Origin of the sequence: Armatimonas sp., assembly GCF_043757465.1 — a bacterium.
Classification (GTDB): Bacteria; Armatimonadota; Armatimonadia; order Armatimonadales; family Armatimonadaceae; genus Armatimonas.
This window is the reverse complement of sequence record NZ_JAYVPL010000051.1, coordinates 1-7254: the sequence shown is the minus strand read 5'-3', so window position 1 is coordinate 7254 and position 7254 is coordinate 1. Positions and strand designations below refer to the sequence as shown.

8 protein-coding genes are annotated in these 7254 nt (G+C 55.8%); 5 read left to right on the top strand and 3 right to left on the bottom strand.

All coding sequences use genetic code 11. The features are described from left to right. Positions 1-100 precede the first annotated feature (100 nt). From ACH2ED_RS06390 to ACH2ED_RS06380, 3 genes are read right to left on the bottom strand one after another with little or no spacing between them, the layout of a single operon-like run. Entirely contained in the window at positions 101-739 is a 639-nt protein-coding gene (locus tag ACH2ED_RS06390) for a Uma2 family endonuclease (RefSeq protein WP_395089449.1), read from the bottom strand. 4 nt (positions 740-743) lie between these two features. After that, entirely contained in the window at positions 744-1580 is an 837-nt protein-coding gene (locus ACH2ED_RS06385) for a hypothetical protein (protein WP_395089446.1), read from the bottom strand. A 15-nt stretch (positions 1581-1595) separates the two neighbouring features. Continuing rightward, complete coding sequence (locus ACH2ED_RS06380) at positions 1596-3026, bottom strand: rhamnulokinase family protein (RefSeq protein ID WP_395089444.1); 1431 nt, start codon at positions 3024-3026, stop codon at positions 1596-1598. 69 nt (positions 3027-3095) lie between these two features. Between ACH2ED_RS06380 and ACH2ED_RS06375 the strand changes: the two genes are divergently transcribed. The 5 genes from ACH2ED_RS06375 to rimI form a co-directional block, all read left to right on the top strand. Then, positions 3096-4625 (top strand): DUF4127 family protein, encoded by a 1530-nt coding sequence (locus ACH2ED_RS06375; protein ID WP_395089442.1) that lies wholly within the window; start codon positions 3096-3098, stop codon positions 4623-4625. 34 nt (positions 4626-4659) lie between these two features. After that, positions 4660-4905 carry a MoaD/ThiS family protein gene (locus ACH2ED_RS06370; protein WP_395089439.1) on the top strand — a complete coding sequence of 82 codons (246 nt, stop codon included), beginning with the start codon at positions 4660-4662 and terminating at the stop codon, positions 4903-4905. A gap of 29 nt (positions 4906-4934) precedes the next feature. Next, on the top strand, positions 4935-6299 hold the full coding sequence (locus ACH2ED_RS06365; RefSeq protein WP_395089437.1) for an ATP-binding protein: 1365 nt from the start codon (positions 4935-4937) through the stop codon (positions 6297-6299). A 67-nt stretch (positions 6300-6366) separates the two neighbouring features. After that, positions 6367-6789, top strand: a complete 423-nt coding sequence (locus tag ACH2ED_RS06360; RefSeq protein ID WP_395089434.1) for a molybdenum cofactor biosynthesis protein MoaE — start codon at positions 6367-6369, stop codon at positions 6787-6789. Beyond that, the coding region (gene rimI / locus ACH2ED_RS06355) for a ribosomal protein S18-alanine N-acetyltransferase (protein WP_395089431.1) at positions 6786-7254 on the top strand (469 nt) is incomplete at its 3' end. The genes ACH2ED_RS06360 and rimI, both read left to right, overlap by 4 nt.

Below are 7254 nucleotides of genomic sequence, written 5' to 3'. Positions count from 1 at the left end.
GGGCCATCGCGATACCACCCTCTTTTTCGAGGCTATTGGAACCTGGAAAGCAACGGGTTAGAAGGAGGAAACATATGTTCGTCCGTACAGTGGAATCTGACTACAGACCCGCGTCGAAGATCGCCTGGGAATCCAGCAGGAATCCGGGAAGCTCGGGGGAGCAGTCCAGGGTGGTGAGATTGCTGAGGAGTTGCGGTGTTTGTCCGAGGCGATAGATCTGCACTTGCCGCTCCAGTGGATCGAGCAAGACCCCCAAACGCACACCGACACTCTGCCACTCGATCATTTTCGCCTCCAGCACGGCGAGACGATCCGACGATGACCGCAGCTCAAAGATCACTTCAGGCACCAGCGGCAGAAACTCCTGCTTCTGCGCGTCGTTGAGCGCCGCAAGCTGGGATTTGCGTACCCAGGCCGCATCGGGGGAGCGCATCGCCCCGTTGGGAAGCTCGAAGCCCGCGCTGGAATCAAACGCAATTCCGGTGCCGTCTTGCAGCGCCCAGCCAAAAAGCTGAAAGCCCAGATAAGCATTCAAAGTACCCGTAAAGCCTTTGGTCGGCATCTCAATTATCAGCTCCCCGTGCGCACTGCGCTCGATCCGCCAGTCTTTGTTATCGTCGCAGAACACCCCGAAGTCGTGCCGATCCGTTAAATGCAGCCCCCCTCGCAAGCGCAAGTGCTGCCCGGTTTGGCCGAACGGGAACATCAGAAAGTTTGGCTCTGTGGTAAGTGCTGACATAGGGCTATTTTATCGCGCTTGCTTCTTGCCGCGCCGCTTCAGCAACTTCCGACTCTCCGAGGTTTTCGTGGAGTTCTGCAAAGCGCTCCAGCGTACGACGTAACCCTTGGCGGCGGTCGAACTCCGCGAGCTGTGGAAACTCCGCAATGCGACGGCCTAACCGGAGAGCTTCCTGACCAGCCGCCTTTGCGCCAAGAGTATTACCCTGCGCCAGCCGGAGCAGTGCGATGATTTCCCACCAAATCTTACAGATGGGAAGCACCCCATCAATCTGGGATTTGAACAAACGGGGTTCTGCTTTTTGCAAGTCCAGCATGGCTAGCTCAGCTTCTCCGTCTTCAAGCCGAAGTCGTGCGCGACGTACAAGAAAACGAGCCTGATCCCAAGGCAACGGGAAGTCGTCGCGTGCGCTGCGCCGGAGACCTTCCTCAATGCAGGCATACGCACGCTTGCGCTCTCCCTGGTGTGCTGCTCCATCGGTTTCGTGCTGAAGAGCCATGATGATCAAGCGATTTAATTTAGAATCTCGTGCGGCTCGCGTGGAAGCCAGGATCGCTTGGTAGGCTTCGTCGCTCCTTCCTTGCTGCTCTAAAATGCCCGCAAGATGCCACCAGTCACGGTAGAGGGCCATAGGGAAGTCATTCAGGGCGATCAACTGACGGCAGGTGTCTTCGGCGACTGCCCAATCGCCCCGCTCACGAGCATCAAAAAACACTGCCTGGAGCCCGCTTCGGTGCGGCGAAAGGGGATTTGTAGACTTGCGCGGGGGAAGGAGGGACTCCAACCACAGCCGGAACAGGACATAGGGGCGTCTCAAGAAACGTCCCAGTAGGCTCACCATCTCTTACTTTTCCTCTCACTCCTTGAGTTTTGCCTCGATAAATCTAGCGGTCATGGTGGGATCGGGGTGGTAGGTCTCGACCGGGAACGAGGCGCGGACGATGCTGCGGATCTCGGACAGATCGGCGATGAGGCCCTGGGCGCGGGCTTGCAGAAGTAGGTTACCAATCGCGGTGGCCTCTACCGGCCCGGCGATCACGGTGCAGCCGGTGGCATCAGCGGCGATCTGATTCAGCAGGCGGTTCTGGGAGCCCCCGCCGACAATATGCAGCGTGGTGATCTTTCGGCCCGTGAGGCGCTCTAGCATCTTGAGCGTGAGGCGGTACTTTAGCCCCAGCGAGTCCAGGCAGCAGCGGATGGTCGCACCGACTCCCTCGGGCGGGGTCTGGCCCGTGGCGGCGCAGAGCTCACGGATCGCTTTGGGCATGTCATCCGGGGCGTAGAGGCTCGGGTGGTCGGGGTCAATCAGCGCGGCCAGAGGCGTGGCATCGCTTGCCAGGCGTGTGAGCTGGTCGTAGCTGCGCTCGGAGCCAAGGCGGGCGTAGGCGCGGCGGCACTCCTGCACCAGCCAGAGGCCACCAATGTTCTTGAGCAGACGAATGCTGCCCAGCACGCCACCCTCGTTGGTCACATTGGCGGCTTCGGCATCGGCGGTGAGAATAGGTGAGGGAATTTCGAGGCCCATCAGCGACCAGGTGCCGCTCGACAGATACGCCCAGCTCTCGCCCGGCTCGGCGGGAACGGCAGCGACGGCGCACGCGGTGTCGTGGCCACCGGGGGCGAATACGGGAATGCCGTCACAAGTGCCATAGTGCGAGCCATCGGGCACAACGGAGCCGAGTAAGTGCATCGGCAGGTTGAGGGGCCCGAGCGTCCCCGTCGCCCACTTTCGGCTCGTCGCATCGAGCATCTGGCTGGTGCTGGCGATGGTGTACTCAATCTGCGCGGTGCCGGTCAGTAAGTAGTGCAGCAAGTCCGGCATAAAGAGCAGTTTCGCGCTCGCTTCGACGAGCTTGGGCGACTGCTCCGCCAGCGCCGCCACTTGAAAGAGCGTGTTGAGCGCCATGCTCTGGATACCCACTTTAGCAAAAATCTCCGCCTTGGGGACTTTCGCGTAGAGCCTAGCCTCACCTCCGACCGTGCGCGGGTCGCGGTAGTGCACGGGAAGCGCCACCAGCTCACCGCGCGGCCCGAGCAGGCCAAAGTCCACGCCCCAGGTATCAATACCAAGGCTGGAGATCGCACCGCCCTCGGTAGCTTTTTTAATCGCCGTTTGCAGCTCCACCAGAAAGCCGGGGAGGTTCCAGTGCAGGTGCGCCCCAAGCTTTATCCCGCCGGTGGGAAACCGATGGACTTCCTCCAGAGAGAGCGTGCCGTTGTCCGAGAGCGTGCCCACCACACCGCGTCCGCTCTCCGCGCCTAAATCCAGTGCCAGAATCCGTGCCATGAGCATAATGATACCCGCTCCGTGTGTTTCGCCCCCGTTTATGGGGGCGGTCTACGGTATAATCCCTGCGTGAAAATCGCCCTTGCTCCGCTCGATGAGCGGCCCGTCAACACTCGCTACCCCTCGCAGATCGCCGCTATTGTGGGGGCGGAGATTGCCTTGCCCCCGCTGGAGATTCGTGGCTCGGGGCGCATGCCTGCGGATACGGCTGCCGTGGCCGCGTGGCTGACGGAGCAGGCGGGTGTCTGCGATGGGATTGTGGCGTCGGTGGAATATTTAGCGTGGGGCAATCTCATCAACTCCCGGATTTCTAGCGAGACGACGGCGGAGGGCTTAGCACGGCTCACGCCACTGGTGCAGGCGAAAGAGAGTGGTGCGCTGGTCTATGCCTTTGTGCTGATCACGCGCGTCGCCAATGCCAACGACTGTGTCGAGGAGCCGCTCTGGTGGAAGACCTACGGGACGCGTTGCTACGCCCTCTCGCAGCTCCTGCACAAACAAACCGTAGGGGCGCTGGAGCGCGGCGAGACGGAGAAAATCGCGGCGATCCGGGCCGACGTTCCCGCCGAGCATATCCGTGAGTTTCTCACGCGCCGTGAGCGCAACCACGCGCTCAATCTCAGCGTTCTGAACTTGCTGGCAAGTGAAAAACTCTCGTTTTTGTTGATTACGTCGGATGACACGTCGCAGTGGGGTTTGCCCAGCCGCGAGAAAGCCTGGCTAGAGAGCTGGGCGGATTTGCTCGAGGTTCGGGATCGCATGATGATCCACCCGGGCGCGGATGAAGTCGGCTCTGCGCTCACGGCCCGGCTGCTCTGCGAGAAGCTTGGGCGGCAACCGCGTATCTTCCCGCTCTACGCGATCCCTGGCGATGAGGCGCTTGTCGCGCCGTACGAGGACCGTGCGGTTCGCCTCACGGTCGAGGGGCAGATCGGGGCGTGCGGCGGGATTCTGGCAAGCTCCGCCGAAGATGCCGACCTCATTCTCGGGGTTCTCACGCCGTCGCCTCGCCGCACCGAGTGGCGCACTGATTTTGCAGCCGCTGAGCGTGCGGCAAGGCAACCCGCCTACGAGGCATTTTTCGCTCAGTTAGGCACATTCCAGAACTCTGGAAAACTTGTCGCGCTGGGCGATGTCGCCTATCCGAACGGCGCAGACCCGCTCGCTATGGAGCTTCTCTTTGCCGAAGATTCGCCTTGTGATCCCGCTCAACTCGCCAGCTTCGGCGCGTGGAACACCGCAGGAAATACGCTGGGAACCACGGTCGCCCAGGCCGTCGCGCTCTGGCTCGCAGGAGAGAGTGCCGATTCCCATGCTCAAAATATTGCCCTGACGCATCACTTTCTGGAAGGCTGGGGCTACCAGAGTGAAGTGCGCCGGGAAGCGCGGACCAAGAACACGGAGCGTGGCTGGCACCACGATCCCAATCCCAACAGCGCTGAACAAATCACCTTCACCTGCCAGAATATCCAAGCCGGACTGCAAACCCGCCTCGCGCAGCTCCAGAAACGCGGCGTCGGGGTTGGTCTTACGCTCGTCCCTGGCTCCGTGACACTCCCCTGGAGCCGCACTTTCGAGTGTGACTTTGTGCTAACCTAAATTTGTGCTAACCTAAAGTGGTATTCTAAAACCAATGATTATCCGTGCTCTTTTTTTCGGCCACTACCGCGATACCGTGCCCTCCGGGGAACTCACACTCTCTCTGCCAGACTCCGCCACGGTTGCCGATGCCGCCGCCGCTCTCGCCCTCACTGACCTTCGCCTAGCGGATATTCTAAGCCGCACCCGCGTTGCCGTCGGTGCGGATTTTGCGACACCTGAGACGCCCCTCAAAGACGGCGACGAGCTGGCGTTTCTCCCCCCGATGAGTGGCGGATAGTATTTTATTTTAGAGAGATAATGAATAATATGTCCCTTTTTGCTGCACCCGAATTTCCTGACGAATCAGAGACAATAGAATATAAAGAGAGTTGGCATGATGACTATCTAAAAAGCTTGGCTGCATTTTCTAACACGCGAGGTGGCATACTGAAAATAGGAGTCCATGATAAGAAAAAAACGATCACAGGTTGGGTTGGAACTTCACAAGACCAAGAGGTTATATCAAACAAAATAGTAAATATACTAGGTATTCATCCTGTTCGAGTGGAAATAGAGCAATACGATACTGGAAATATTCTTGCTGTGTCAATGGAAAAATCTGCAGCGCCTGTGTCTGTACGAAGACGGTATTATCGTCGAATTGGGAATACAACTCGTGAAGTTCCAGAATCCGAATTGCCCCGTTTTTTACTTGAACGAACCGGACAAAGCTGGGATATTTTACCTTTTGGTGATAATCTAGAACTAATATCTGAAGAAACAATACAAATGTTTTGTGATCTCGCTCATAAAGAGCGTATACCCGAATTATCACCTGCAGATAAGCTAACAGATGTTTTAAGAAAACTTAATTTACAATTTAGTGATGGTACTTTAAGTAGAGGTGCTTTAATGCTATTCGGCAAAAAACCTCAAAATTTCTTTATTTCTGCGAATATTCAAATTGGAAGATTCAAGGATGAGACAACTATAATTGATGAAAGAGTAATCAATGGCAATTTATTTGATTCACTTGATAAATGTATGCAAGTTTTACGAAATTATATTTTCATAAAATATGAAATACCTGCTTATTCTCAAGGAGGATCGTCTATTGAAAATTTACAGAGACGTGAAATATGGGAATTTCCTTTTGAAGCTGTACGTGAAGCAATTCTAAATGCATTAATACATCGCGACTATACACGCAATGGATCTATTCAAATTAGGGTTTATGATGATAAGCTTATAGTAATGAGTCCAGGTGGCTTAATGGAGGGCTTGACTGTCTTAGATTTACTGCGGGAACCTCATGATTCGTTGAGAAGAAATCCAAAATTAGCTGATATTTTTTATTTCGCTCGCCTGATTGAAAGATGGGGGACTGGAACACTACGTATGCAAAAATCTTGTCGTGTACAAGGATTTCCTGATCCTGTTTTTGAATCAACTGAAACATTATTCTCAGTTATACTTCTTAAAAATCTGAATAATTTAAATCTAAGTGATGATAAAATAGAAAATATGGTTAATGAATTTATAAAATCTCATAGTAAAATTACTCGTAATGATTTATCTCTTCTATTAAACGGAAATGAGAAATTAGCAACAAATACATTACTTCGTATGAAACGACGTGGGACTATCTCTCAACAAGGATCCAAGAGAGGAACATTCTATATACTTCCATGAACAATATTCGACAAATTATTCGACATATTCGACAAATGACAATTAATTGTCATAAAGGAGTCACCGAGTGATCGTTCTAACAACCGAGTCGCTGGAGCCGCAGCGGGCCGTGGACGCGGTGATGACGGACTCGGACGGAGCGTATGTGCAGTTTGTAGGCGTCGTGCGGGATCATGCGCGCGGGCGAAGTGTGACGGGGCTTGAGTACCAGGTCTATGCCCCGATGGCGATTGCGCAGATGCAGAAGCTCGTCGCCGAAGTGAAAGCACGCTGGGGACTGGCCTGCGCGATCCTCCACCGCTACGGTTTTATTCCCGTGGGCGAAGTCGCTGTCGTGGTCTGTGTGGCAAGCTCGCACCGCGCCGAGGCATTCGAGGCCTGCCGCTGGGCGATAGACACGCTCAAGCACGATGTCCCGATCTGGAAGAAAGAGTTCTGCCCCGATGGCACGTTCTGGATTGAGGGCGAGGAAGCGATCGGCGCGGCATGAGCGCCGTGATCATTCGCCCCATGGTGGGTACCGATATCGAGACGGTCGCGCGAATCGAGCGGCAGTCGTTCACCACTAACTGGACCACATCGGCGTGGATCAACGAGCTCTCGAATCCCTTTGCGATCTATCTCGTTGCGGAGCTCGACTGCGACGTTGTCGGGCACTGCGGCTTTCACTTGGTCATGGACGAGGCCCATATCACCACACTCGCCGTCGCTGACACCTGGCGCAACCAGAAGCTCGGGGAGCGGCTGCTCGTGGGCTTGCTCGAAGCCGCACAGGCACGCGGCGCGACATCGGCGACGCTTGAAGTACGCCGCAGCAACGCCCCCGCGCAGCATCTCTACCAGAAATACAGCTTCGCCTGGGAAGGCACCCGCAAGGGCTACTACGACGGCGAGGACGGCGACATTCTCTGGGTGCGTCACATGGAAGACTCCGCCTGGAAGAAACGCTTCACCG

Excerpts from the sequence above, each read along its gene's own strand:
- ACH2ED_RS06385 (WP_395089446.1), bottom strand. The coding sequence starts at position 1,580 with ATGGTGAGCCTACTGGGACGTTTCTTGAGACGCCCCTATGTCCTGTTC.
- ACH2ED_RS06370 (WP_395089439.1), top strand. The coding sequence starts at position 4,660 with ATGATTATCCGTGCTCTTTTTTTCGGCCACTACCGCGATACCGTGCCC.
- ACH2ED_RS06365 (WP_395089437.1), top strand. The coding sequence starts at position 4,935 with ATGTCCCTTTTTGCTGCACCCGAATTTCCTGACGAATCAGAGACAATA.
- ACH2ED_RS06390 (WP_395089449.1), bottom strand. The coding sequence starts at position 739 with ATGTCAGCACTTACCACAGAGCCAAACTTTCTGATGTTCCCGTTCGGC.
- ACH2ED_RS06380 (WP_395089444.1), bottom strand. The coding sequence starts at position 3,026 with ATGGCACGGATTCTGGCACTGGATTTAGGCGCGGAGAGCGGACGCGGT.